Below are 25389 nucleotides of genomic sequence, written 5' to 3'. Positions count from 1 at the left end.
ACGTTCCACCGCCCCCCTGGCGGTACCCCGAAGAGGGGCCCTGGCGTCCTTCTCGTCGCGCGCCGCTGCGACACGGCGATTTGCTACGGTCCCCCCATGTACGAGCGTGACGTCCTTGCGGGGAACTGGCGGCGCCCCGGCAAGGGGAAGATCCCGGTCGTGCCGGCCGAACGCGACCTGGTCGTGGAGGACGCCGACAGCGGGTTCTGCGGCGCGGTGGTGGCCTGCGACAAGGAGGCGGTCACGCTCGAGGACCGCTTCGGCAAGCGCCGGCTGTTCCCGCTGGCGCCCGCCGCGTTCCTGCTGGAGGGCAGGCCCGTGACCCTGGTACGGCCCGCCGCCGCCCCCGCCGGTCCCCGGCGCAGCGCCTCCGGCTCGATCGCCGTCGAGGGGCTGCGGGCCAGGGTCGCGCGGGAGAGCCGCATCTACGTCGAGGGCGTGCACGACGCCGCGCTCGTGGAGAAGATCTGGGGTCACGACCTGCGGGTCGAGGGCGTGGTCGTGGAGTACCTCGAGGGCGTGGACGACCTGCCCGCCATCGTGGCCGAGTTCGCGCCGGAACCGGGGCGCAGGCTCGGCGTGCTGGTCGACCACCTGGTTCCCGGCTCGAAGGAGAGCCGCATCGCCGCCCAGGTCACCTCCCCGCACGTGCTGGTCGTCGGGCACCCCTTCGTCGACATCTGGCAGGCGGTCAAGCCGTCCGTGCTGCGCATCCCCGCGTGGCCGGAGGTGCCGCGCGGACTACCGTGGAAGGAGGGCGTGATCGCCGCGCTGGGCTGGGGACTCGAACCGGCCGACGCGTGGCGCAGGATCCTCGGCGCCGTGTCCACCTATGCCGACCTCGAGCCGTCACTGCTCGGCCGGGTCGAAGAGCTGATCGACTTCGTGACGGAGACATCATGAGCGAGAACCATCCGCAGCCGGACGGCGACGCCACCAGACGCGTCGAACGTTCCGACCTGCCGGGCTCCGGCCCGCAGCCCGGCGGCCCGCCCTCGGAGGGTCACGGCCTTCCCCAGGGTCACGACCAGGCGGGCGGCCACGGCCAGCCCTCCGGCGGGTATGGCCAGCCCTCCGGCGGGCACGCCCAGCCGCCCGGCGCTTACGGCCAGCCTTCCGGCGGGTACGGCCCGCCGCCCGGCGCTTACGGCCAGCCTTCCGGTGGGTACAGCCCGCCGCCCGGCGGTTACAGCGCACCCCAGGGTCACGGCACCCCTTCAGGCGGTCACGACCCCTCGCAGGGTTACGGCTCCGCCCAGGGTTACGACCCCTCCCAGGGTTACGGCTCCGCCCAGAGTTACGGCCCGCCCCAGGGTTACGGCCCTTCGCCCGGCCACGGCCCGTCCCAGGGTTACGGCCAGCCGCCCGGCTACGGCTCGCCCGGATACGGCCCTCCCGGCTACCCGCGCCCGCCGCACGTGCCCGGCCAGTTCGGCCCGCGGCCCGGCAGCGACGACACCAGCATGGCGATGCTCGCCCACCTGCTCGGCATCCTCACCGGCTTCGTCGGCCCGCTGATCCTCTACTTGGTCAAGCGTGACGAGTCCCCCTACGTCCGCGACCAGTCGGCGCAGGCGCTCAACTTCCAGATCACCGTGTTCATCGGGTACATCGTCTCCATCGTGCTGGCGTTCCTGCTGATCGGCTTCCTGCTGATGTTCGTGCTGTGGATCGCCTCGCTGATCTTCGCGATCATGGCGGCCATGGCGGCGAACCGGGGCGACAAGTACCGCTATCCCGTCAACATCAACTTCGTCAGCTGAGGGTGCGCCGGGCTCCTCGGCGACCGGGTGGGCAGGCGTCGGTGTCCGGTGGGGCCTTCTCGTCCTCACACGGGCTTCCGAGCCTGCTCCACGGGCCGGTCGCAACCGGCCCGAACCGGCGCGCGGTATCCGACCGGCATCAACCGCCCGGCACCACCCGCACCAGACCCACCTCGACCACCCGGCACCGCCCGCACCAGACCGGTTTCGACCACCCGCACCTGACCGACCGACCTGGACCGCGCAGACCCGGCCGTCCCCCGCCGGCACGGAAGGCATGCGACGCGCACCCGGCCGCTCCCCCGCTGGCATGGAAGGCATGCAGCGTGGACCCGGCCGCCCCCCCGCCGACACGCAAGGCATGCGACGCGCACCCGGCCGCTCCCCCGCCGGCACGGAAGGCATGCGGCGCGGACCCGGCCGTCACCCGCCGGTACGGATGGCGTGCGGCGCGAGCTCGCCGGCACGGATGGCGTGTGACGCGGGCTCGCCGCGCGAGTCACATGGTCAGGTCGCGGATCAGGGCGTCGGCCAGCAGCCGGCCCCGCAGGGTGAGCACCATGCGACCCGCCTTGAAGGGCTCGGTCTCCAGCAGCCCGTCGCCCATCGCTCTGGCCACGGCCGTACGGGTGTTCGCGGCCACGTCGGCCAGCGGATAGCCGGAGGCCAGCCGCAACTCCAGCATCAGCCGCTCCACCTCGCGGTCGTCAGCGCCGAGCACCTCCCGCGCGTGCGCCGGCGAGGTGCCCGCGGCCAGGCGCTGGGCGTAGGCGGCCGGGTGCTTGACGTTCCACCAGCGGGTGCCGCCCACGTGGCTGTGCGCGCCGGGCCCGACCGCCCACCAGTCGCCGCCGGTCCAGTAGAGCAGGTTGTGCCGGCACCGGCCCGCGTCGGAGGTGGCCCAGTTCGACACCTCGTACCAGGCGAAGCCCGCCTCCGACAGCATCTCGTCGGCGATGACGTAGCGGTCGGCGGCCACGTCGTCGTCGGGCATCGGCAGCTCGCCGCGCCTGATCCTGGCCGCCAGCCTGGTGCCCTCCTCGACGATGAGCGAGTAGGCCGACACGTGGTCGGGCTCGGCCTCGATCGCCGCCCGCAGCGAGGCCCGCCAGTCGTCGTCGCTCTCTCCGGGGGTGCTGTAGATCAGGTCGAGGTTCACGTGGTCGAACCCGGCCCGCTTCGCCTCCTGGACGGCCTGCGCCGCCCGTCCGGGGGTGTGGTGCCGGTCGAGGATCTTCAGCACGTGCTCCCTGGCGCTCTGCATGCCGAAGCTGACCCGGTTGAAGCCGCCCTCGCGCAGCCGTTCCAGGTAGGCGGGGTCGACGGACTCGGGGTTGGCCTCGGTCGTCACCTCGGCGCCGGCGGCCAGGCCGAACTCCTCGTCGATCGCGCGCAGGATCCTGGCCAGGTCCGCCGCGGGGAGCAGGGTGGGCGTGCCGCCGCCGAAGAAGACGGTCTCGACGGGCAGGTCGGCGTCGCCGAGGACGCGGCGGGCCAGCCGTACCTCCTCGATGGCGGTGTCGGCGTAGTCGCGGTGTGAGGCACCCGGGCCCAGTTCGGCGGCGGTGTAGGTGTTGAAGTCGCAGTAGCCGCAGCGCGTCACGCAGAAGGGGACGTGGACGTAGAAGCCGAAGGGGCGCTCGCCCAGGCCGTTCAGCGCGCTCGCGGGCAGTTCGCCTGACGCGGGCGCGGGGTCGCCGTCGGGAAGGGTGGATGGCACGCTTCCAGTCTGCCGTGCCCCGCGCACCACCCTGGCCCACCCCATTGACGCGCCGATCGCACCGGCCTACGATCCGGGTCAACTTAAAGGAAAGTTTCCTATAAGTTAACCGACTGGAGACGCCTGTGAAGAGAGTCCTCGTCCTCCTTTCCTCCTTAGTCCTGGGCCTCACGGCGGTGGCGCTGCCCGCCGAGGCCCGCGGCGGGTTCAAGCGGGTCGCCTACTTCATCCAGTGGGGCGTCTACGGCAGGAACTTCCACGTCAAGGACATGGACACCAGCGGCGCCGCCGCCAAGCTGACCCACATCAACTACGCCTTCGGCTTCGTCGGCGCGGACGGCACCTGCGTCTCGGCCGACCCCTGGGCCGACTGGCAGCGCCCAGTCCCCGCCGAGCAGAGCGTGGACGGCGTCGCCGACGCGCCCGGCCAGGCGCTCAACGGCAACCTCAACCAGCTGCGCAAGCTCAAGGCCAAGCACCCGAAGCTGCGCGTGCTCCTCTCCCTCGGCGGGTGGACGGGCTCCCGCTACTTCTCCGACGCCGTCCTCACCCCCGAGTCGCGCGCCAAGCTGGCCACCTCCTGCGTCGACATGTGGCTGAAGGGCGACCTGCCGGGCCTCGAACCGGGCGCGGGCGCCGGTGTGTTCGACGGTCTCGACCTCGACTGGGAGTGGCCGGGCTCCGAAGGCGCTCCGGGCAACGTGACCAGGCCCGAGGACAAGCGCAACTTCACGCTGTTCCTGGCCGAACTCAGGTCGCGGATGGCCGCGCACTCCCGCTCCGCCGAGCTCACCGCGTTCCTGCCGGCATCGGCGGCGAAGATCGACGCCGGGTTCGAGGTGCGCAAGGTGTTCAGGCTGCTCGACTTCGCCACCGTCCAGGGGTACGACCTGCGCGGCTCGTGGGAGTCGCGGACCGGGCACAACGGCAACCTCCTCACCGACCGGCGCGACCCGAACCCCGTGCGGTACAGCGTCGACCAGACCGTGCGGGACTACCTGTCGCGCGGTGCGCCCGCCCGGAAGATCGTCGTCGGCGTGCCCGCCTACGGGCAGGGCTGGACCGGCGTCACCGCGGGCGGCGACGGCCTCTACCAACCCGCCTCGGGACCCGCGCCCGGCAAGTGGGCAGCGGGCAGCGAGGACTACAAGGACCTCGCGAGCAAGCCCGGCAAGCGGTACCGGGACCTGCGCACCGGCACCGTGTGGCTGTACGACGGCAACGAGTTCTGGTCGTACGACGATCCCGCGGTGATGACGCAGAAGGCCGCCTACATCCGGCTCAAGGGGTTGGGCGGGTCGATGATGTGGTCCATCGACCAGGACGACGCCAAGGCTTCGCTCACCTCGGCGCTGTACCAGGTGCTCCGGTGACGTCGCCGACACGGTAGGCGCTTCGGGGGCTGTCTCGTGGGGACGGCGCAGGGGTTCGCACCGTCCCCACGACCCCGCTCCCCCGTTCCCCAGGACCAGCCCTTCCACCGACCGGGCCCCGCACCTCTTCCCCGAGCGCACCCCCCACCCCGACCTCGCGACTCTTGCACTTCCCCCGACGGCCTCGCTCCCGTACGGCGGAAGCCCTCGCTTCCCGGCCCGGCTCCCGTACGGCGGGAACCCTTGCCTCCCGGCCCGACTCCCGTACGGCGGAAGCCCTCGCTTCCCGGCCCGACTCCCGTACGGCGGAAGCCCTCGCCTCCCGGCCCGGCTCCCGTACGGCGGAAGCCCTCGCTTCCCGGCCCGGCTCCCGTACGGCGGGAACCCTTGCCTCCCGACCCGGCTTCCTTCTCCCCTTCCCGCGTTCTCGCGCCAAGGAGGAGCGCCCTCGCACACGGTCGTACGGCGTTGCCGGGCGGAACCGGGAAGGAGTCAGAAGCCCCGCCGGCGTACGGCGTTGCCGGGTAGGAACCGGGGAGGCGAGGTCAGCAGGCCCGCCGGTGCAACGGCGACTCCTCGTCGAACCCGGCCAGCTGTAACAGGCTGTCCAGCGCGGCCTGCCGCATCTCCTCGACCGAGGACCCCTTCTCCCCGAAACACTCGGCCGCCACGTCGAGCACCGCCTCCACCACCGCCGAGTCGGGATACGGCACCTCGACGTGCACTCTTCCGTCGGAGCCCACCTCGCTCGGCGTGAAATGCAGCCGCAACAGCCGCCGGGTCTCCTCGGCCACCGCCACACCCAGCACGGCGGCCTTGACGAACCGCTCGGACTCGACGATGTCGCCGTCCATGCCACCTCCACAGTCGGACATGTGTTCGATCCGAGAAGAAGCTACGGCACCGCACCGACAAAAACCGGCCGCCACGATCCACCCGCTCCGGCGGCCGGCCCCGCCCCGGCAGCCGATCCCGCCCCGCGACGAGCTCAGGCCGGCAACGGGATCAACCCCGCGCCGTGGAGCCGGCGGGTGGCCGGACCGACTGCTCGGACAACGAACCAGGCCACCCCCACACGGGACCAACATGGAACCCACACGGGACCCACCGGTGTCACCGACCCCGCACCCCGCGAGCCCCTGTTTCCGGAAGCACCGCGGACCTCTGCTTCCGGAAGACCGCGGACCTCTGCTTCCGGAAGCACCGGGCCCTGTTTCCGGAAGAACCGCAGGCCCTGTTTCCGAAACACCGCAGGCCCCTGCTCCCGGAAACACGACAGGGCCCGGTGCTCCAGCGGGGAGCTCCGGGCCCTGGTGCGGTGACTACCTCGGTGACGACTTCGGGTGGCTACTTCTTGGCCTTGTCCGCGCTCGACTCGGTGGACAGCGCGGCGACGAAGGCCTCCTGCGGCACCTCGACCCTGCCCACCATCTTCATGCGCTTCTTGCCTTCCTTCTGCTTCTCCAGCAGCTTGCGCTTACGCGAGATGTCACCGCCGTAGCACTTGGCGAGGACGTCCTTCCTGATCGCCCTGATGTTCTCGCGGGCGATCACGCGCGCGCCGATGGCCGCCTGGATCGGCACCTCGAACTGCTGCCGTGGGATCAGCTCGCGCAGCTTCTTGGCCATGTCGACGCCGTAGCCGTACGCCTTGTCCTTGTGGACGATCGCGCTGAAGGCGTCGACCGGCTCGCCCTGCAGCAAGATGTCGACCTTGACCAGGTCGGCCTCCTGCTCGCCGGCGGGCTCGTAGTCGAGCGAGGCGTAGCCGCGGGTACGCGACTTGAGCTGGTCGAAGAAGTCGAAGATGATCTCGCCGAGCGGAAGCGTGTAGCGGATCTCGACGCGGTCTTCCGACAGGTAGTCCATGCCCTGGAGCTGGCCGCGCCTGCCCTGGCAGATCTCCATGATCGCGCCGATGAACTCGGCGGGCGCCAGGATCGTGGACTTGGTGACCGGCTCGAAGACCTGCGCGATCTTGCCGCCGGTCGGGAACTCCGACGGGTTGGTGACCGTGATCTCCTTGCCGTCCTCCATGACGACCCGGTAGACCACGTTCGGCGCGGTGGAGATCAGCGACAGGCCGAACTCCCGCTCCAGCCGCTCGCGGATGATCTCCATGTGCAGCAGGCCGAGGAAGCCCACGCGGAAGCCGAAGCCGAGCGCGGCGGAGGTCTCCGGCTCGTAGACCAGGGAGGCGTCGTTGAGCTGCAGCTTGTCGAGCGCCTCGCGCAGCTCGGGATACTCGTCGCCGTCGATGGGGTAGAGCCCGGAGAACACCATCGGCCTGGGGTGGTCGTAGCCCGCCAGCATCTCGGTGGCACCACGCGCGGCCGAGGTGACGGTGTCGCCGACCCGCGACTGGCGCACGTCCTTCACGCCGGTGATGAGGTAGCCGACCTCGCCGACGCCCAGCCCCTTCTCGGCCACCTTCGGCTCGGGCGAGATCACCCCGATCTCGAGCGTCTCGTGGGTGGCCTGCGTGGACATCATGGTGATGCGCTCGCGCTTGCCCAGGTGGCCGTCGACGACCCGGACGTAGGTGACGACGCCCCTGTAGGTGTCGTAGACCGAGTCGAAAATCAGCGCGCGCGCCGCCGCGTCGGCGTCGCCCACGGGGGCCGGAACGGTCTCCACGACGTGGTCGAGCAGCTCCTTCACCCCGATGCCTGTCTTGCCCGAGACCCTCAGCACGTCGGAGGGGTCGCAGCCGATGAGCCCCGCGAGCTCCTCGGCGAACTTCTCCGGCTGCGCGGCGGGAAGGTCGATCTTGTTGAGCACCGGGATGATGTGCAGATCGTTGTTCATGGCCAGGTAGAGGTTGGCCAGCGTCTGCGCCTCGATGCCCTGTGCGGCGTCGACCAGGAGGATCGCGCCCTCGCACGCCTGCAGCGACCGCGAGACCTCGTAGGTGAAGTCGACGTGGCCCGGCGTGTCGATCATGTTGAGGACGTGGCCGTTCCACGGCAGCCGCACGGCCTGCGACTTGATCGTGATGCCGCGTTCGCGCTCGATGTCCATCCTGTCGAGGTACTGGGCGCGCATCGAGCGATCGTCGACCACGCCGGTGATCTGCAGCATCCGGTCGGCAAGCGTCGACTTGCCATGGTCGATGTGCGCGATGATGCAGAAGTTGCGGATCAACGCGGGGTCGGTCTGGCCAGGCTGATTGCGCACCGAAGTCCGTTTCGACAAGGGTTGAGGTCAAGCGTCTTTCATGGTGACATGCCCGGGTGGTTGCCCGAACCGTCATCCGCCACGGTCTGCGCGTACTGGCGCTGGCCCTGGCCGTCTTGGTCGCGCTCGCCGCCCTCCTGGCGACGGCACTTCGGCTCCAGTTTACCGGGGCACCGGAGGCCTGGGCGAAGAGCACGGGCAACGATGCGCTGTGGCTCGGGCACGCGTGGGTCGACGGCCGCCGCACGGAGCGCGACGTGGAGGCGATGGCGGTACGGCTGCGCGGCACCGGCATCAGGGACGTCTACGTTCATTCCGGCCCCTTCGAATGGGATGGCAGCCTCAACCCCGCCAAGCACCCCAATGCCGGAAATTTTCTGAAGTGGTGGCGGAAACATCTGCCTGACGTACGGGTCTCGGCCTGGCTCGGGCAGGCCGTCAAGAACGGCCTCGACCTCGACGACCCCGCCGCCCGTGCCCGCGTCCTGGCGGGGGCGAAGCACATCATGGACCTCGGGTTCGACGGCATCCACTACAACTTCGAGCCGATCGGCGACGGCGACACCGACTTCCTCGACCTGCTGGACCGCACCAGGCCGCTGACCAGGCTGCTGTCGGTCTCGACGCCCCAGATCGAGCCCTATCCGCTCATGCGGCCGGCGACCCGGGCGATCCTCGGCCACGACAAGTACTGGTCGCAGGGCTACTACCAGGAGGTCGCCGGCCGTACGGACCAGGTGGCGATCATGACCTACGACTCCGGCCTTCCGCTGCAGTGGCTGTACGGCGGGTACGTCGTCCGGCAGGCGGGTCTCGCGCTCGACCTCACCCCCGCCGCCACGTCGATACTCGTCGGCGCGCCCGCCTACCACGACCACGGCGTGCCGTACGGCGACGCGGCGGAGAGCGTGGCACTCGCGGGCGAGGCGGCCCGCTTGGCGTTGTCGTCGTACGGCAGGCGGGAGGGCTTCGGGCTGGCGCTGTACGTTGACTTCGCGGCGACGGAGCAGGACTGGAAGGAGTACGCCGACCACTGGACCCGGCTGGCGCCCTCGCCGGGAGAGAACGGCGAGGTGGGCGCGCCGGGAGGCCGTGAGGAGTGAGGTCCATGGAGTCAGCCCGTATGCTGGTGAGGCGCAGGTCGTCGATTTGAGCGGCGACCTGAATTATTGGTAACCTGTTCAACTGCGTGTGGCGCGCCCTCTCATCGAGCCCGCGCGCCCCATCCGATTCCTGACCTTCACCGAGGCTTCTTCGTGGCGAACATCAAGTCCCAGATCAAGCGCAACAAGCAGAACGAGAAGGCTCGTCTGCGCAACAAGGCTGTCAAGTCTTCCCTGAAGACGGCGATCCGCAAGTTCCGCGAGGCCGCCGAGCAGGGCAACGTCGACGAGGCCGTGGTGCTGCAGCGCGCCGCCGCCCGCCAGCTCGACAAGGCCGCCAGCAAGGGCGTCATCCACAAGAACCAGGCCGCCAACCGCAAGTCGGCGATCGCTCAGCGCGCCGCCGCGCTGCAGGCTGCCAAGTAGTCGCAGACGCTCCAGCGACGCCGCACTCCGGATGACGGGGTGCGGCGTTTTCGTGTGCCCGCGACCTGCCGCGGGCCCGCATACCCCCGACCTGCCACACACCGGTGCCCGCACCTGCCGTAGGCCCCGCGCGCCTGCGGCCTGCCGCACGCGGGTGCGCTCGCGGCAGGCCCCGCGCCTGTACGCCTGCGGCGTCCCCCATGCCAGGAAATATCCGGACCGCATGGAGAATGTGTCACAGTTCGGACATCACCCCGGCGTTTCGGCTGTGTCACCATTGAGAAGATCCACTTGCCGTGACCCATGACCATCCCCAAGGGTTCAACAGAGCACCGTCCTCGCCGCTCTCACGGCCGTCCGGGAGATCTCCCCATGATTACGATCATCGCCCAGGCAGCCCTCGGCTCCGCCCCAGAGGGTGACCGGTGACCAGCACGCCCACCATCTCCGACCTCGAGGCGCGGGCCGCGCGGGAGCGCCCCGTCTTCGGCGCCGACGCGCACATCGTCTGCGACAACCTGGTCCGCATCTACAAGACCGAGGGTGTCGAGGTGGTCGCCCTGCAGGGCCTCGACCTGCTGATCCAGAAGGCCGAGCTGATCGCGATCGTCGGCGCGTCAGGCTCGGGCAAGTCGACGCTGCTGAACGTGCTGTCGGGCCTCGACGTGCCGACGGCCGGCGTGGCCAGGGTGGCGGGCATGGATCTGCTGTCGATGACGGCCAAGGACCGGCTGCGCTACCGGCGCGAGGTGGTCGGCTTCATCTGGCAGCAGACCGCGCGCAACCTGCTCCCCTACCTGACCGCGCGGGAGAACGTCGAGCTGCCCATGAAGCTCGCGGGCACCAAGGACAGGAACCGGGCGATGGAACTGCTGACCCTGCTGGGCGTCGGCGCCTGCGCGGGCAGGAAGCCGTCGGAGATGTCGGGCGGCGAGCAGCAGCGCGTCGCGATCGCCGTGGCGCTGGCCAACTCGCCGCAGCTCATCCTGGCCGACGAGCCGACCGGCGAACTCGACAGCGAGACCTCCGAGGAGGTGTTCGACGCGCTGCGCAGGGCCAACCGCGAGCTCGGCGTCACCGTGGTCATCGTGACGCACGACGCGCTGGTCTCCGAGCAGGTCGACCGGACGATCGGCATCCGCGACGGCCGTACCAGCAGCGAGACGCTGCGCCGCGAGGGCGCCGAGGGTCAGATCATCGCCGAGGAGTACGCCGTCCTCGACCGCGCGGGCCGGCTGCAGCTGCCGCGCGACTTCATGAGCGCCCTCGACATGGAGCGCAGGGTGCGCCTCGAGCTGGAGTCCGACCACATCGGGGTGTGGCCGTCGCGTGAGGAGCCCGCGGATGAGCGCTGAGCCGCTGGTGGTCGTGGAGGGTCTGCGCAAGGTCTACCGGACGGGGCCCAAGGAGGTCGTCGCGCTGCGCGAGGTCTCGTTCGCGGCCTTTCCCGGCGAGCTGGTGGCGATCACCGGCAGGTCGGGTTCGGGCAAGACCACGCTGCTGAACCAGATCGGCGGGCTGGACCGGCCCGACGCCGGACGCGTGGTGGTGGCGGGGCAGGAGGTCACCTCGCTTCCCGAGGACCGGCTGCTGGCGCTGCGCAGGGACGTGGTGGGTTTCGTTTTCCAGTCGTTCGGCCTGATCCCGGTGCTGTCGGCGGCCGAGAACGTCGGCGTGCCGATGCGCCTGGCCCGCACGCCCGTCGACGAACGCGACAAGCGGGTGCGCGTGCTGCTGTCGCTGGTCGGGCTCGAGCAGCACGCCAACCAGCGCCCCTACGAGCTGTCAGGCGGCCAGCGCCAGCGGGTGGCGATCGCCAGGTCGCTGGCCAACCGGCCGCGCCTGCTGGTGGCCGACGAGCCGACGGGTCAGCTCGACTCGCAGACCGGGCGGCAGATCATGCAGCTGATCAGGGCGCTGGTGCGCAGCGAGGGCGTCACCGCGCTGGTGGCCACCCACGACCAGAGCCTGATCTCGCTGGCCGACAGGGTGCTGGAGATCAGCGACGGGGTGCTGCGAGAGGCCGCGGCGCAGGCGTCCTGACCTCCCGTACGGCCAGCACGCTCAGGCTCGCCGCGGCCACCGCGACCGCCGCGACCCACAGCGGCACCGCCGTACCGGCCCATCCGGCCAGCGGGGCGGCGACGGCCAGGCCGAGCGGACGGCTGGCGAACGAGATCAGCGAGTCGAAGGAGCGCACCCTGCCCAGCGCCTCCACCGGGATCCTGTCGGCGACCACGGTCTCCCACAGCGGCACGAGCACGCCGAGCCCGAACATCGCCACGCCGTAGGCCACCGCCACCGCCCACCCGTTCAGCGGCACGGCGAGCGCCGCGAGCGGCACGGCGTAGAGCGAGGCGCCCACCGCGCAGCCGACGAGCGGGCTGCGGACCGGCAGGCGGGGCGCGACGAACACGCCCGCGAGCATGCCCACCGTGCCGCACTGCACGATGATCACCCACATCGTCTCGCCACCGCGGACGGTGATCAGCGGGCCGAGCGTGAGGAACAGTCCCGCGCAGAAGTGCCACACGCCGTGGCCCAGGACGCTGACCAGGAACCACGGGCGGCGCCTGATCTCCTGCCAGCCCCTGGCCAGCGAGTGCTTGCCGGTGGGGGCGGCCGTGGCCGTACGGACGCCGCCCAGGGTGAAGGCGGAGGCCGCGAAGAGCGCGGCGGTGACCAGCGACGCCCAGCCGGGGCCCGCGCCCAGGACGAGCGCCCCGGCGAGGGCGGGCGCGCCCACGGCCGACAGGCTGGTGGCCAGGCTGATCCGCGCGTTGGCGCGCAGCCGCGCCGGTCCTTCCACGGTCGCGGCCACCAGCCTGGGTACGGCAGGCGTGCCGAACGCCACCGCCGCTCCCGTGATCGCGGCGAGCACTGCCAGGTCGGCGATCCTCTCGACACCGGCCAGCAGCTCCACCCCGATCGCCGCCTGGGCGGCGCACCTGGTCAGGTCCGCGAGCAGCGCGACCCGCTCGGGCGGGAAGCGGTCGGCGAGCACGCCGCCGAACGGCAGCAGCACCAGCATCGGCACCAGCTCGCACGCCAGCACGATGCCCAGGTCCGCGGCGTCGCCGGTGACCCTGAGCACGACGAGGGTCAGCGTCGTCGGGATGAGCGCGGTCGCCAGCGCGGACAACGCCCGGCCGATCACTAGTCTGGTCAGCATGGGACGGGAGAATAGTTCGCCAGCGAATGTTTCGTCAACGTATGATTCTGTCGACAAGCACCTGGCACGCTGGCGCGGCAAGGCGCCCTACGACGAGCGAGCGGAGGCGATCATCACGCGGATGCAGCTGCTGGTGAAGCACGTCCGCCTCGCCAAGGAGGCGGCGCTGGCCGAGGTCGGGATGCAGGACTTCGAGTTCGAGACGCTGCACCGGCTGGCCTCCCGCGACTCCCGGCAGGCCACGCCGTCCGAGCTGGCGGGCGAGCTGATGCTGTCACCCGCGGGGATGACCGGACGCATCGACACGCTGGAGAAGGCCGAGCTGGTGCGCCGGATCCGCAGCGAGGAGGACCGGCGCAGGGTCGACGTGGCGCTGACGGACAAGGGACACGAGCTGTGGTCGGCGGCGATGCAGGTCAGAGCGAGAGCGGAGAAGGCGATGGTCGCCGTCCTGGAGCCGGACGAACAGGAGGTCCTCGACGGGCTCCTCAAGCGCCTCCTGACCAGCGTGGAATCAGCCCGAGGCTGACACCGGGACACCCGCCCCCGGTCCGTGATCGTGACGGCACGAAACATCGACCCCGGCCAGCCGCCCTGACCACCGAACCTCGATTCAACCCCGGCCTACCGCCTGACGGACTCCAACCTCGACCCCAACCCACCGCCCCGCCAGACACCAACCCCGACCCCGACCCACCGCCCCGCCAGACACCAACCTCGACCCCGACCCACCGCTTTTGGCGACACAGGCCGAAAGCCTTGGACTCAGCGGCCCGCCCGCATGACACGAACCCGGCCCGGGTGACCCGGATCCGGACCGAATGATCCCGAATCCGGCGCGCGACGCCGACGACGCGCGGCCCGAGAGACCGCTCGCCTGGGCGGGACCCGCCCCACCGTCCGGCAGGACCTGGACAACCGCCGACCTTCAACGGCCGGACGCGCCGTTCAGCGGCCGGACGCGCCGTTCAGCGGCCGTTCCTGGCGGCGACGATCGTCTGGATGGCGTGCTCGAGCGCGTATGCCGGGTCGGCACCACCGCCCTTGACCTGCTCGTCAGCCGCGGCGACCGCCATCAGCGCCGCCGCCAGCCCCTCGGGACCCCACCCCCGGAGCTGCCGCTTGGCATTGTTGATCTGCCACGGGGCCATCCCGAGCTGCGCGGCCTGCACGTTGCGCCCCGCCCCGCCCACCTTGGCCAGCGACCGCAACGACCTGGCCAGCGCGCTGACCAGCAGCACCGGCGCGACCCCCGTGCTCAACGCCCAGCGCACCTGCTCCAACGCATCCGCCAGGCGGCCCTCGACCGCCGAGTCCGCCACCGTGAACCCGCTCACCTCGGCCCGGCCCTTGTGGTAGCGGGCGACGGCGTTCAGGTCGATGCTCTTGCCCTCGGTGTCGAACACCAGCTGGCTACAGGCCGCGGCCAGCTCGCGCAGATCGTTGCCCACCGCGTCGAGCAGCGCCTGGGCGGCGTCCCCGGCGATCGTCCGGCCCGCCCGCTTGATCTCGCTCTTGATGAAGTCGAGCCGCTCGGCGGGCTTGGTCAGCTTGCTGACGGTGACGACCTCGGCCTTGGTCTTCTTGATGCCGTCGACCAGCGCCTTGCCCTTGGCACCCCCCGGATGCACCAGCACCAGGACGGTGTCGTCGCCCGGGTTCTTGGCGTAGCCGACGACCTCGGTGATCACTTCCTTGGACAGGTCCTGCGCGGACCTGATGACCACCACCGACCTGTCGCCGAACAGCGAGGGCGAGGTTAGGCGCGTCAGCTCACCGGGCTCGACCTTGCCGCCGACCAGATCGTGCACCTCCGCGCCCGCGCCCTGCGCCTTCACGGCGCCGACCACGGCGCCGACCGCCCGCTCGGCCAGCAGTTCCTCGTCCCCGACGACCAACGTCACCATGCGGTCAATTCTCCTGTACGGCAAGCACCCGATAGGCCACCGCGGTCACCGGCGACCGCCCGTCCATCACGCTACTGCGGGCCCACGGGGCCGGCCCCCGTAACGCCGACCCACCAACGCCACCCTCCCCTTGACCCGACCCCCTTGACCCGACCCCCTTGACCCGACGCCTCGGCCTGCCAACCCGACCGACCGCCCGCCCCGCCGTTCCATCCCCACCCGCCCCTCCACCTGCGAACGACACCAGTCCAGGAGCCTCCAACACCCACTCCGCACCTCCCCGACCCACACCGCCAAACCACCGGTCCCCGACCGCCTCGCCGTCGAGCCGACCCCAGCCCAACCGCGCCCGCCACCACACCCACTCCGCACCTCCCCGACCCACACCGCCAAACCACCAGTCGCCGACCGCCTCGCCGTCGAGCCGACCCGAGCCCGACCGCGCGTGCCACCGCCACGCAGGTCTCCGCCACCAGTCGCCGACCGCCTCCACCACCAAGCCGACCCGAGCCCAACCGCGCCCGCCTCCGCCACCGGACCGCCGCCGCCGGACCGCCGCCTGGCCACGGTCAGCGCGCGACCGGCGGCGCCCCTCCCGAACGCCTGTACTCCCCCGGCGTCTGCCCGCACCACTGACGAAAGGCCAGGTGGAAGCCCACTTCCGACCGATAGCCGACCCGCTCGGCGATCCGGCTCTGCGGCAACGCCGACTCCTTCAGCAGCCGGGAGGCCTCCTGCATCCGGCGCGCCATCAGATGCCGCATCGGCGCCTCCCCCACCAGCTCACGGAAGCTCGCCGCGAACGCCGATCGTGACAGCCCCGCCTCCCCCGCCAGCGACGCCAGAGTCCACGGCTCGGCGAACCTCGTCTGCACGGCCAGCAGCGCCCGGCTGATCCCCGGATGCCGCAGAGCATGGAGCACCGGCTTGTCGAGATCGCGCAACGCCACCCGCAGCGCCAGCACGAACACGAGCTCGAACGCCCGCAACGCCACCAGCACCCCGCCGGGCTCACCGCCCTGCCACTCCGCCGCCAGGAGGTCGAGTGTGCCCGACAGCAGCGGCTGGCTTTCGAGCAGCTTCCTGTCCAGGACGAGCACCGGTGGCAGCGCCTGGTACAGCGGCGCGGCGGCGGCCCCGTCGTAGTGCAGGCCGCCGCACAGCATCGTCGTGGCGGCGCCGGGACCGTCGATCTCCACCGTGCGGGCACCGCCGGGCTCCCGCTGGGGCAGCACCGCGGCGAGCGGCACGGTCGCGCTGCCCGGCCGATCAGCCAGGCGATGGGCGGCGCCATGCGGGAAGACGGCCAGGTCGCCCGCGCGCAGCCGTACCGGCTCGGGCAGTTCAGGCATCTCCACCGTGCACTCGCCCTCCTGGACGTAGTGGAGCAGCGCGCAGTGCTCGCGCTTGCCGGCGATCCCCCAGGGGGCGCGCGCCGACCACCGGCTGTGGAAGACGCCGTGCAGCCGCAGCGGCGTCAGCAGCTCGCTCAGCAGATCCTCATTCACGGACGATCCTTAAAGCTTTGAAGACTTGCCTTTATCGATCGTAGCCACAGTGATCAGCAGGCTGGACGGCATGAACATTCTCGTGATCGGTGCCAGCGGAGCCCAGGGCGGCGCGGTGGCTCGACGTCTCGTCGGTTCGGGACATTCGGTGATCGGACTTACCAGAACGGGCGCGGGCCTGCCCGACGGCGTGAAGCCGGTGATCGGCGACCTCGCCGACGCCTCCGTCGTACGGGCCGCGTTCGACGGGGTGACGCACGCCAGCGTGATGCTACCCATGGTGTACTCGGCCCCGGTCGTGGACTCGTACGTGCGCAACATCGCCACGGCGGCGGCCGAGGCGGGCGTGCGCCGGCTGGTCCTGAACACAGGCACCCGCATCCCTTCCGAGCCGACGACGGTGGCGGCCTTCGAGACGCGCCGGACGGCGGCGGCGACCCTGGCGGCGAGCGGGGTGCCCACCGTGGTGCTGCGTCCGCCGGTGTACCTGGACAATCTGTGCGCGCCGTGGGTGGCGGGGCCACTCGTCCACGAGGGCGAACTGCGCTACCCGTTGCCGGTCCATGCCCGAGTCGCCTGGCTCAGCCACGACGACCTCGCCACCGCCACCGTCGCCGCCCTCATCCAACCGCTGACCACCCCATCCGCCCTCTCCCTCGACGTCGGAGGCCCGGACGTGGTGACCGGGCCGATGCTCGCCACCGCCTTCGCCACAGTCCTCGGCCGTCCCGTCCGGTTCGTCGCCCAGGACGTCGACGAGTTCGAGAAGGCCCTGACCCACGCGCTCGGAGCACCCACCGCGGAAGGCGTCGCCGGAACCTACCGCTGGGTCGCGGAGAACGACGGCGACGTCTACGGCCTCAACCCCGCCGAACTCGAAGCCGCCCTCGGCATCCGCCTCACCCGGCTCCACGACTGGATCGCCGCCCGCCCCTGGCACGACCTCGCCCCCTGACCGCCGCTCCCTCCGCTCTCTTCGACGGGTTGTCACCGGGTATGCGGAGGATGAGACCGCTGCGCTCCTTGTCACTGGGTCTGCTGAGGAGGAGACCGCTGCGCTCCTTGTCACTGGGTCTGCGGAGGAGGAGACCGCTGCGCACTGCCACCCGCGGCTGCGGGAACGTCCGGCCGCCCCACTCCTGAGTACGACAGGCACATGCAACCGCCCTGCGCGGAGACCAAGACGGGTGTGGAGGCGGCCGGGGACCCTGCGCTTCAGGACATCGCACTTCGAAACCCCACGTTTCGAGACGCCGCCCCAGGGACGCCCGCCGCCCTGCTGACCACGTCCCCGTCCTGTGGCCCCTGCCTGCTCCTTTTGCTGACCAACCTGCCCATCAGCGCCTCTACCGCGACGGGCGACCCGCTCATGAAGATCAACTGACCCACTACCGCGAAAGCCGAGACCAGCATGGAATCCGACACGACCCCGGACCCCACCTCCTCCGCACTCCGCCTGGAAGCGACCCTGGAGGCGGCCAGAGCCGAGGTCGAGCGCCACCACGAGGTCATCGAACGCTGGCTCACCGGACGTGGCCCGCGCACCGACCTCGACGCCTTCACCTCCGCCCACACACCCGACTTCACCTTCGTCACCCCGGACGGCGAGACGCTGACCATGCCTCACCTGCTGGCCATGATCGAACCCGCGCACGGCGCCGCGCCCGCCCTCACGATCGAGATCTGGAACGTCACGGTGGTGGCCGACGCCGGGACCGTGGTGGTCGCCACCTACGACGAGCACCACCTCGGACCCGATCCGCGCGACCGCCGTGCCACGGTGGTCCTCGTCCGTGACGCCGCCGCTCCTCACGGCCTGCGCTGGCGGCACCTCCACGAGACCTGGATCCAGCAGAAGCCGCAGGTCATCCATCGGGCCGCCCCTTGGACACCACCGCGAGGCGGCCCGACTGGTCGATGACCGCCAGGGCGCCCGACTGGTCGGTCCGGTGCACGCGCATGCCGAGCCGATGCAGCAACCCCACCGTGCGCGGGGACGGATGCCCGTACCCGTTGTCCGACCCCACGCTGATCAACGCCGCCCTCGCCCCGATGGCCGCGAGGAAGCGAGGGTCCTGCCGTACCGAACCATGGTGGGGGACCTTGATGAGGTCGGCGCGCGGCAGTCCCGCTCGCAGCAGCTGCACCTGCGCCTCCGTCTCGACGTCGCCGCTGAGCAGCATGGAGCCCGCCGCCCAGCGCACGAGGAGAACCACGCTCTCGTTGTTGATCACGCTCCCTTCGCCCGGCCCGCTGGGCAGGGAGCCCGGAGCGGGGCCGAGCACGTTCAGCTCGGAGGGGCCGAACCGCCAGCGGGCGCCCGGTGCCGCGACCCATTCGGGGATGCGGCGCCTGCTGAGGTCCCTCGAGATGCGGGCGGACTCGCCGACCGGAGCGCGACCGGGGCTGACGATGACCGCGCCGACGCGCCGTCCCGACCTGAAGACGCCGTCGAGACCGCCGACGTGGTCGCGGTGCGGATGGGTGAGGATGAGGAGCGGTATCTCCCGGACCGCCAGGTCGCGCAGGCAGCGGTCGACCAGGGTGGGATCAGGTCCGGTGTCGACGACGACGGCTCGTCCCTGGCCCGCGGCGACCGCGAGAGCGTCGCCCTGCCCGACGTCGCATGCCACGAACAGCCAGCGCGGCGGCGGCCACGGGGCGATCACCGGCCCGGCCACGAGTACGGCGGCCAGGCCCGCCGTACCCATGACCAGGACGATGCTGCGAGTCCCCGCGCGCCGCAGCAGCGGTATGGCCACCGCGGCGGCCCCACCGAGCAGCAGCAGCCCGGCGAGGCCGCCCGGCCACGGCAGTTCGGCCAGTGGAAGCCGGGCGGCGTGCTCGGCCACGGCGATGATCCAGCCGACCGCGTAGCCCGCGGGGAGCACGAGGAGCCGCGCCAACTCCATCGAGACGGGCGCCACCAGCGTCGCCGCGAACCCGATCACGGTCGCCGGTGCCACCGCGGGCCCCGCCAGCAGGTTGGCCGGAACCGCGGCCAGCTGCACCTGCCCGGCCATGAGCACCAGCACGGGGGTCACCGCCGCCTGCGCCGCCGCCGGTACGGCCACGGCCTCGGCGGCCCAGCGCGGCATCCTGGCCGACAGCCGGTCTCGCCAGCGGGGGGCGAGCAGCAGGATGCCGCCCGTGGCGCAGACCGACAGCGCGAAGCCGTACTCGCGGGCCAGACCGGGATCGAACATGATCAACAGCAGCACGGTGCCCGCCAGTGCCGCGACGCCGTCCCGCGCGCGACCGGTGCCCAGGGCGACCGCTCCGACCAGCCCCATCAGCAGCGCCCGCAACACGCTCGGCGAAGGGCGGGCCACGACCGCGAACGCGAGCATGGCGACCGCCGCCAGCCCCGCCCGTACGGCGAGCGGCATCCCGGCGAGCCTGGACAGCGCCACCACCGCGCCCGACATGATCGCGAGATTGGCTCCGCTGACAGCGGTCAGGTGGCTGAGCCCGGCGTCCTTGAAGTCGGCGCTGACGTTCGGGTCCATGCGCGACTCGTCACCCACGACGAGTCCGGGAAGCAGGCCACGCTGGTCGGGCGGCAGCACGTCCGTCGCACGTCGCAGGCCCGCACGCAGGTCACCGGCCACTGTCTGCAGGGCCGATGGCGCGGACAGGACCACCGGCGGGCCCCGGACGAGCAGCACGGCGCCGACCAGCTCGCCCGGTTCGGCGGTGCCCAGCCTGCCCGTCACGCGCAGGCGCTGGCTGGGCAGAAGCGGCCGCCACGCGCCGCCCGATCCGAACACCACGACAGGGCTGTGGACGGCGAGCCGTCCTGCCGGGGTGTCGAGGGATTCGATCGTGGCCTCGACCACCACACTGTCGCCGTGGAAGGCGGCTTTGGCACGTCGCACGCGGGGATCACCGGTGAGCACGATGTCGGCGTGGACGGTCGCCTCCTTCGCGGCGAGCTCGGCCACCGGGCCGGTGGTGACGGCGTGCACCCGGAAGGCGACACCGGCACTGGTGGCGGCGACGCAGCCGAGGACGGCGATGGCGACATTCATCCAGATGCGCTGGGGGTCCTTCCTGTGGCGGTGGTTCGCCGGCTGGCGGGTCCGGCGCGTCCAGAGTTGCCGGGCGAGGGTGAAGAGGGTGTGTCGATCGCCGACATGGCGCTGACCTGGCGGACCAAGGCGTTGAGCGCCCTTTGACGGACCCAGAGGTGGGTGTGGTCCATGCTCCGGCAAACCAAGGGGTTGATGCTGTACGCCCTGTGGTGAACCCAGAGGCCGGTGTTGTAGGAGCTCTGGCGAGGCAAGGGGCTGACGCTGTGCGCCCTCTGACTGGCCAATGCGGGGGTGTTGTGCGTCCTCGATCCTGGCGACGTCGTTGAGGTGCGGACGCCGGTGGGTGCGCAGGAAGGCAACAGTGAGAGGAATCGCCGCGGCACCCAGCGCGGCGGCCACCGCGCAGGCCCAGCCCACCGGTGCGGGGCAGCCCAAGAGGACCAGTGCGGTTGCCCAGGAGGCGAGCGCGGGCGGGACCAGGACCACCGAGAAGGTGGCTGACCATTCAGGACGGGGGTCCTCTGGCTGGAGGGCTGAATCTTCATGGGGCCTCCTTGCCGGCCGGCCGTTCTGAGCGCTCTGGACTGGCGACCACAGCGCGGTCCATTTCGATGGCGGCATGTCGTTTCGTCACCTCCGGGCCGCCCGAACGGCGTCAGACACGGACCTTGTCCTTCAAGTCGGCGTACTTTCTCTCGCCGATGCCGGTTACCTCCTGCAGCTGGTCGACGCTGCGGAATCCGCCGTGGGTCGCACGGAACTCGGCGATCCTGGCGGCGAGCACCTCGCCCACTCCTGGTAACTGCTCCAACTGGTCGGGGGTGGCGGTGTTCAGGTCGAGCAGGTCCGAGCCGGGTGGGGCGGCGACCATGCCGCCCTGGCTGACGCCGCCTGGGGCGCCGACGACGATCTGTTCGCCGTCGACCAGGCGTCTGGCGAGGTTGACCGACGGGGTAGCGGTGTCGGTACGTGCGCCGCCCGCCGCCTCGACGGCGTCGGCGACACGCGAGCCGCCGGGGAGGGTGTAGACACCGGGCTTGCGTACCTTGCCCGTGACGTGGACCAGGACCGACGAGGTGGGCGTGGGGCTGACGACCGCGGCCGGGGGCGCGGCGGAGCCGCTGATCGGGGGTGGGGCGGCCAGGGGTTCTGGGGTGGGGCTGGACCGCCAGGCGTAGATCCCGCCGGCGACGGCGGCGATGAGACCGAGAACGAGGAGGACGCGCAGGCCCGGACGCCCGGGGTCGAGGGCGGGTGCCTGCGCGGTGACGGCGGCGCGGAAGGCGGCGAAAGAGGACGGGACGGGCGGGGAGATGCTGTCAGAGTCGGTCTGGCCCATTCGTGGGGCGGGATCCCAGTCGTTGCGGTGTCCGGGGTCGACGGTGGCGGGTGAGTGAAGGAACTCGTCGGTCTGCTCGGGGGCGGGGATGGTGAGGTCATCCGGTGTTCTGCCGCTCGGCCGGCGGACGACTCGGCGGTCGTAGGGGTGCACCCGGGCATCGGCCGGCTTCTCCCGCGGAGGCGGGTTGTCGTCCGGTGCTGAGAGGTGGCCGTCCGGTGCTGAGAGACGGTCGTCCGGTGCTGAGCGGTGGCCGTCTGGTGCTGAGAGCGAGAAGACCGCGGGGTGCAAGTAGTGCCGGTCGTCGCCGCTCGCGTGGTGGAGATCAGGGGTGGCTGGGGTGCCATGTGCGGTGAGTTGGGCATCAAACGGCTTCCGGTGGGAGGCGAAGGTGGCGGTTGACTCACCATCCCGGTCTGCCGCGCGCTGGTCGATGGAGACCCCGGCTATATCAACATCGTCGGCTGTCCGCCGGCGGCCAAAGGGGACAGCGATCGACTCGACAACGCCGCCTGACTGGCGCGGGTTGACGGACACCGTGGTCAGATCGGCGACTCGCTGTGGCCGGTGGTGATCGACGTGGGCAGGAAGCGGCCCTGCATCACCACGCGCCCGGCGCGGATCGAAGGAGGCTGAGGCCAGACCGGCGTCTCCCACCGGGCGGTGGGGGCCGACGGCGGCCACGGGAGGCAACGCGTCACCCGCCCCCCGAGAGTGATCGACGTGGGCAGGAAGCGGCCCTGCATCACCACGCGCCCCGCGCGCGTCGAAGGCGGCCGAGGCCAGACCGGCATCTCCCACCGGGCGATGGAGGCCGACGGCGGCCACGGAGGGCAGCGCGTCACCCGCTGTCCTAGCGTGGCCACCGACGGCAGGAGCAGGCCCGGCGTCATTGCGTGCTCCGCCCGGCTCCGAGAACGCTGAGGCCAGATCGGCGCCTCTGGTTGCTCGGTGGCGGCCGAAGGGGGCAGCGATCGGCTCGGTGTCGTTCGTTGCTCGGTGAGGGGCAAGGGGGGCCGCTGAGGGCAGAGCGTCGCCAGGTGTCCGGCCTGGGACTGAGGCAGAGGCCAGGACATCGCCAGGCGCGGGTGGCGCGAAGGCACCCGGGTGTAGCAGGACATCGCCCCTGGGGCCGATGGGTTCGGTGGACGCCACAACGCCGGGGCTGGAGTCGGGAGTGGCAGAGGAAGGCAGGGCGAGGCCCGCCGCCCGACGAGAGCCCGAAGGGTCCGAAGGGGTGGGTGGGATGCTGGCTGAGGGTAGCGCGGTTCCCGCGCGGCTCTGAGGGACGCGCATGCCGGAGGAGGGCATCGAGGTGGCCCGCCGTAGCCGGCGTGCGGCCACTGCCCGCTCAACGTTCTCCTCCGAGTTCCGCACAACTCGAGAAGGTAGGCCCGGCACGCCCTCAAGCCGCTCACCGAACCTGGTTCTGTGGACAACAGGGTCAGTGAGTCGAGACGCCTGTGGACAACCAGGCCGAGAGGCCGAACGCCTGCGGGCGCTCCGGATCAGACGACAGGACGTCTGGAACCGCAGGCCGAGAGGCCGAACGCCCGCGGGTTCCGGATCAGACGGCGGGACGTCTGGAAACGCCGGTCGAGGAGACGAACGCCGCTGTGCGGCCGGGTCAGACGGCGGGACGTCTGGACACAACCCGGCCGAACCGCCCAACGCCGCCACACACCCGTGTCACAAAGCAGAAACCCCGGCGCAACCAGGCCGGGGACGGCCTCGGTCACGAGGTGGGCGACACCGTGATGCCCAGCGCGCCCGGCCCCACATGGACCCCGATCACCGCTCCCACCTCGACCACGCTCATCCGTACCAGCCGCTGCAACCGCTTCGTCAGCCGCTCGGCCAGCGCCTCCGCGCGTCCCTGGGCCGACAGGTGCTGGACGGCCACGTCCACCGGCTCGGTCCCGGCCGTCTGCACCGCCAGGTCCTCCAGCCGGGCGATGGCGCGCGCCGTCGTCCGGACCTTCTCCAGCGGCACGATCCGGCCGCCCTGCAGGTGCAGCAGCGGTTTGATCGCCAGCGCCGAGCCGACCAGTGTGGCCGCGGCTCCGATGCGTCCGCCGCGGCGCAGGTACTCCAGCGTGTCGACGTAGAAGTACGTCTGGGTGCGCGCGGCCGACCTGGCGGCCACCTGCGCGACCTCGTCGAGGGGCCGCCCCGCCGCGGCGGCCCTGGCCGCGGCCAGGACGGGGAAGCCCAGCCCCATGGCGATGGACCTGCTGTCGACCACCTGGACCGGCCCTGCAGCCTCCTCGGCGGCGAGCCTGGCCGCCTCGGCCGTACCGGACAGGTCGCCGGACAGGTGCACGGAGACGACCCCAGGGGTGCCGGCGGCGAAGGCCGCCGCGTAGGCGGCGGCGAAGCGGTGGGGCGCGGGCCGGGAGGTGGTCACGGGAGTCCACTCGCCGATGCCGGTCTGCGTGCCCTCGTCGTACGGCCGGCCGCCCACGATCACCTGGAGCGGCACCACCGTCACCCCGGGCGGAACGGCGGGCAGGTAGGCCGTGGAGTCGGTGACGATCGCGACGGGGGGCGGCATACCCAGAGAGTAGCTACTGGACCGGCGTGCCGCCCCGCCAGACCCGGCGCGGCTTCAGCCCGAAGGACCAGGCGAAGGCGCCCTCGTGGTCGGCGTCCCACTGCACGATGTCGGCCAGCCGTCCGGGCGCCAGCACGCCCCTGTCGGGGGCGCCGAGCACGGTGGCGCCGCCGAGCGTGGCCGCCCGCAGCGCGTCGCCGACGCTCATGCCGAACGCCGCCACGGCCAGGCTGATGACCAGCGACATGGAGGTGATGCCGCAGTGGCCGGGGTTGTGGTCGCTGCCGAGCGCGATGGTGACGCCCTGGGAGATCATGCGGCGGACCGGCGGGAGGCTGCCGCGCTGCATCGCGGTGGCGGGGCAGAGCACGGCGGGCACGCCGTAGCGGGACAGGACCGCGATGTCCTCGTCGGAGGTGTGGTGGAGCAGGTCGGCGGAGGCGCAGCCGAGCTCGGCGGCCAGCTGGACGGCGCCGCGGCGGCTGAAGGCGCCGGCGTGGACGCGCGGCAGCAGCCCGACGTTGCGGCCCGAGGCCAGCACCCAGCGCGACTCCTCGGTGGTGAAGTGGCCCTCGTCGCAGTAGACGTCGACGCTGTCGGCGCCGGCCGCGGCCGCGTCGGCGCACCACGCGCCCACGGCCTCGACGTAGTCGCGCTGGCGGCCGAAGTATTCGGGCGGCACGACGTGCGCGGCCAGGAAGGTGACGTGCACGCGCGGCATCATCGGTTCCTTCTCCAGCTCGCGCAGGAGCCGCACGTCGGCCAGCTCGCCGTCGCGGGTGAGGTGGTAGCCGGTCTTGGCCTCGACGGTGGTGGTGCCGCTGAGCAGCCAGGAGCGCAGCCGCTCGCGCACGCCGTTGCACAGCGTCCACGGGTCGGTGCCGCGGGTCACGGTGACGGTGGAGCCGATGCCGCCGCCCGCCGCGTTGATCGCCGAGGCGGAGGAGCCGCTGGAGCGCATGGCCATCTCGGCGTAGCGGTTGCCGGCGTAGACGGGGTGGGTGTGCGCGTCGATCAGGCCGGGGGTGACGAGCGCGCCGCTGAGGTTCTCGACCTGGTCGACGTCGACGATGTCGTCGACGACGCCGGGGACGCTCTGCGGGAGGTCGGCCGCACGGCCCACCCAGGCGATGCGGTCGTTGTGAACGAGGAGGGCCGCATTGCTGATGACGTCGTTGCCCGTCCACATGCGGCCGATGTTGGTGAGCAGCCGAACGGTCATCGCACCACCCCGCACACAGGCAGCGGAGAGCGAGCGGCGGCTACCGCGCCCACTGAGTCCGCTCCGGGTCCGGCCGACATCGGGGGTCTCC

General features: G+C 71.6%; 20 protein-coding genes. 10 read left to right on the top strand and 10 right to left on the bottom strand.

Features of this window, described 5'->3' with window-relative positions:
* The first annotated feature begins 96 nt into the window (after nucleotides 1–96).
* Together ACWENQ_RS03295 and ACWENQ_RS03290 are read left to right on the top strand one after the other, a co-directional pair.
* On the top strand, nucleotides 97–903 hold the full coding sequence (locus ACWENQ_RS03295; protein ID WP_354906593.1) for a DUF3097 domain-containing protein: 807 nt from the start codon (nucleotides 97–99) through the stop codon (nucleotides 901–903).
* A complete protein-coding gene (locus tag ACWENQ_RS03290) occupies nucleotides 900–1763 on the top strand; it encodes a DUF4870 domain-containing protein (protein ID WP_452412759.1) in 864 nt (287 codons plus the stop codon). Before ACWENQ_RS03295 ends, ACWENQ_RS03290 begins: the two co-directional genes overlap by 4 nt.
* Nucleotides 1764–2262: 499 nt before the next feature.
* Here the strand turns inward: ACWENQ_RS03290 and hemW are convergent, their stop codons facing one another.
* Nucleotides 2263–3483 (bottom strand): radical SAM family heme chaperone HemW, encoded by a 1221-nt coding sequence (gene hemW / locus ACWENQ_RS03285; protein ID WP_452412758.1) that lies wholly within the window; start codon nucleotides 3481–3483, stop codon nucleotides 2263–2265.
* Nucleotides 3484–3608: 125 nt separating this feature from the next.
* Here hemW and ACWENQ_RS03280 point away from each other — a divergent pair, with 125 nt between their 5' ends.
* Nucleotides 3609–4856, top strand: coding sequence for a glycoside hydrolase family 18 protein (locus tag ACWENQ_RS03280; RefSeq protein WP_452412757.1), 1248 nt, complete (start codon nucleotides 3609–3611; stop codon nucleotides 4854–4856).
* A 545-nt stretch (nucleotides 4857–5401) separates the two neighbouring features.
* Here ACWENQ_RS03280 and ACWENQ_RS03275 read toward each other — a convergent pair.
* Together ACWENQ_RS03275 and lepA are read right to left on the bottom strand one after the other, a co-directional pair.
* Nucleotides 5402–5710 carry a hypothetical protein gene (locus ACWENQ_RS03275; protein WP_354906597.1) on the bottom strand — a complete coding sequence of 103 codons (309 nt, stop codon included), beginning with the start codon at nucleotides 5708–5710 and terminating at the stop codon, nucleotides 5402–5404.
* Nucleotides 5711–6203: 493 nt separating this feature from the next.
* Nucleotides 6204–8033, bottom strand: a complete 1830-nt coding sequence (gene lepA / locus ACWENQ_RS03270; RefSeq protein WP_354906598.1) for a translation elongation factor 4 — start codon at nucleotides 8031–8033, stop codon at nucleotides 6204–6206.
* 56 nt (nucleotides 8034–8089) lie between these two features.
* On the opposite strand from lepA, the gene ACWENQ_RS03265 reads away from it, so the two are divergent.
* The 4 genes from ACWENQ_RS03265 (at nucleotide 8090) to ACWENQ_RS03250 (ending at nucleotide 11605) form a co-directional block, all read left to right on the top strand.
* Nucleotides 8090–9136 (top strand): hypothetical protein, encoded by a 1047-nt coding sequence (locus ACWENQ_RS03265; protein ID WP_452412756.1) that lies wholly within the window; start codon nucleotides 8090–8092, stop codon nucleotides 9134–9136.
* A 153-nt stretch (nucleotides 9137–9289) separates the two neighbouring features.
* Nucleotides 9290–9562, top strand: a complete 273-nt coding sequence (rpsT, locus tag ACWENQ_RS03260; RefSeq protein WP_449916737.1) for a 30S ribosomal protein S20 — start codon at nucleotides 9290–9292, stop codon at nucleotides 9560–9562.
* A 425-nt stretch (nucleotides 9563–9987) separates the two neighbouring features.
* On the top strand, nucleotides 9988–10917 hold the full coding sequence (locus ACWENQ_RS03255; protein ID WP_452412755.1) for an ABC transporter ATP-binding protein: 930 nt from the start codon (nucleotides 9988–9990) through the stop codon (nucleotides 10915–10917).
* On the top strand, nucleotides 10907–11605 hold the full coding sequence (locus ACWENQ_RS03250) for an ABC transporter ATP-binding protein (protein WP_354906602.1): 699 nt from the start codon (nucleotides 10907–10909) through the stop codon (nucleotides 11603–11605). Before ACWENQ_RS03255 ends, ACWENQ_RS03250 begins: the two co-directional genes overlap by 11 nt.
* Here the strand turns inward: ACWENQ_RS03250 and ACWENQ_RS03245 are convergent.
* Nucleotides 11562–12734 (bottom strand): MFS transporter, encoded by a 1173-nt coding sequence (locus ACWENQ_RS03245; RefSeq protein WP_452412754.1) that lies wholly within the window; start codon nucleotides 12732–12734, stop codon nucleotides 11562–11564. The genes ACWENQ_RS03250 and ACWENQ_RS03245 overlap by 44 nt on opposite strands.
* Before the next feature lie 121 nt (nucleotides 12735–12855).
* Here ACWENQ_RS03245 and ACWENQ_RS03240 point away from each other — a divergent pair, with 121 nt between their 5' ends.
* Nucleotides 12856–13263 carry a MarR family winged helix-turn-helix transcriptional regulator gene (locus ACWENQ_RS03240; RefSeq protein ID WP_452412753.1) on the top strand — a complete coding sequence of 136 codons (408 nt, stop codon included), beginning with the start codon at nucleotides 12856–12858 and terminating at the stop codon, nucleotides 13261–13263.
* A gap of 439 nt (nucleotides 13264–13702) precedes the next feature.
* Here the strand turns inward: ACWENQ_RS03240 and holA are convergent, their stop codons facing one another.
* Entirely contained in the window at nucleotides 13703–14641 is a 939-nt protein-coding gene (holA, locus tag ACWENQ_RS03235) for a DNA polymerase III subunit delta (RefSeq protein ID WP_452412752.1), read from the bottom strand.
* A 569-nt stretch (nucleotides 14642–15210) separates the two neighbouring features.
* Nucleotides 15211–16149 carry an AraC family transcriptional regulator gene (locus ACWENQ_RS03230; RefSeq protein ID WP_452412751.1) on the bottom strand — a complete coding sequence of 313 codons (939 nt, stop codon included), beginning with the start codon at nucleotides 16147–16149 and terminating at the stop codon, nucleotides 15211–15213.
* A 70-nt stretch (nucleotides 16150–16219) separates the two neighbouring features.
* Here ACWENQ_RS03230 and ACWENQ_RS03225 point away from each other — a divergent pair, with 70 nt between their 5' ends.
* Entirely contained in the window at nucleotides 16220–17104 is an 885-nt protein-coding gene (locus tag ACWENQ_RS03225; protein ID WP_452412750.1) for an SDR family oxidoreductase, read from the top strand.
* A 456-nt stretch (nucleotides 17105–17560) separates the two neighbouring features.
* Nucleotides 17561–18070 carry a DUF4440 domain-containing protein gene (locus tag ACWENQ_RS03220; RefSeq protein ID WP_452412749.1) on the top strand — a complete coding sequence of 170 codons (510 nt, stop codon included), beginning with the start codon at nucleotides 17561–17563 and terminating at the stop codon, nucleotides 18068–18070.
* Here ACWENQ_RS03220 and ACWENQ_RS03215 read toward each other — a convergent pair.
* The 4 genes from ACWENQ_RS03215 to hutI form a co-directional block, all read right to left on the bottom strand.
* Nucleotides 18015–20180, bottom strand: a complete 2166-nt coding sequence (locus ACWENQ_RS03215; RefSeq protein ID WP_449916755.1) for a ComEC/Rec2 family competence protein — start codon at nucleotides 20178–20180, stop codon at nucleotides 18015–18017. The two genes, ACWENQ_RS03220 and ACWENQ_RS03215, sit on opposite strands and share 56 nt — an antisense overlap.
* A 658-nt stretch (nucleotides 20181–20838) precedes the next feature.
* Nucleotides 20839–21675 (bottom strand): helix-hairpin-helix domain-containing protein, encoded by an 837-nt coding sequence (locus tag ACWENQ_RS03210; protein ID WP_452412748.1) that lies wholly within the window; start codon nucleotides 21673–21675, stop codon nucleotides 20839–20841.
* A 1582-nt stretch (nucleotides 21676–23257) separates the two neighbouring features.
* Nucleotides 23258–24076, bottom strand: a complete 819-nt coding sequence (locus ACWENQ_RS03205; protein ID WP_452412747.1) for a DegV family protein — start codon at nucleotides 24074–24076, stop codon at nucleotides 23258–23260.
* A gap of 13 nt (nucleotides 24077–24089) precedes the next feature.
* On the bottom strand, nucleotides 24090–25298 hold the full coding sequence (gene hutI / locus ACWENQ_RS03200; RefSeq protein WP_354906614.1) for an imidazolonepropionase: 1209 nt from the start codon (nucleotides 25296–25298) through the stop codon (nucleotides 24090–24092).
* Nucleotides 25299–25389 lie beyond the last annotated feature (91 nt).

It is taken from the genome of Nonomuraea sp. NPDC004354, assembly GCF_053602555.1.
The sequence above is the reverse complement of the archived record's forward strand: the minus strand, read 5'-3'. Positions and strand labels throughout refer to the sequence as shown.